This window comes from Paracoccus salipaludis, assembly GCF_002287065.1.
GTDB classification, from domain to species: domain Bacteria; phylum Pseudomonadota; class Alphaproteobacteria; order Rhodobacterales; family Rhodobacteraceae; genus Paracoccus; species Paracoccus salipaludis.
The window spans coordinates 1-560 of sequence record NZ_NSJZ01000131.1 but is presented as its reverse complement, the minus strand read 5'-3'; the positions used below and the strand labels follow the sequence as shown (position 1 = coordinate 560).

The following is a 560-nucleotide window of genomic DNA, read 5'->3' as shown; positions in this document are numbered from 1 at the left end:
GTAGACTCTCCCGCGTTTGCAGAATTTAAGCACATTGGCTCTCCAAAGATGCTATTGCTTGGAAGCACGGGTGCAGGGAAAACAGCTATTGTAAAAAAACTACAGCAAGAAAACATTGGATCGAATTTAATCCAGCTTGATGAAATGGCTCTTGGCTATCTCGGTAATAGCGATGTAGTTAAATTCTTAACCAGTCTAGACGTCAATCTTGATCTATTTTTTCAAGCATTGTGGAAGCATGTAATCTTAATTGAGTTCATTAGATTGAAATTCAAGGTGGAAAACGAAGAAAAGTCCCGATACATATTCTCACAAATATTCAGTGCCTTTAATCGAGATCAGAGGAAATCTAGAGGGCTGGAATATCTTCGTAAATGGGAAAGTAAGTTTTGGATATCTATGGATGAAAATATAAGGGAGATTACTCAAACCTTAGAATCAAATGTAAATGCAGAGCTTGGCGGCGAAGTTGAAAAATTTAATGCTCGTGCGGGATATGTAAGAAGCTTAAGTGCAGAAAAAAAGTCTCAACTCCAAAGAGTTGCTAGGAAGTTTGCGTT

The 560-nt window shown here is 37.9% G+C and carries 1 protein-coding gene; it reads left to right on the top strand.

Annotation, left to right across the window (positions count from 1 at the left end):
- Positions 1-560, top strand: a 560-nt coding sequence (locus CK240_RS18855; RefSeq protein WP_205957930.1) for a hypothetical protein, incomplete at both ends; no start/stop codon positions are given.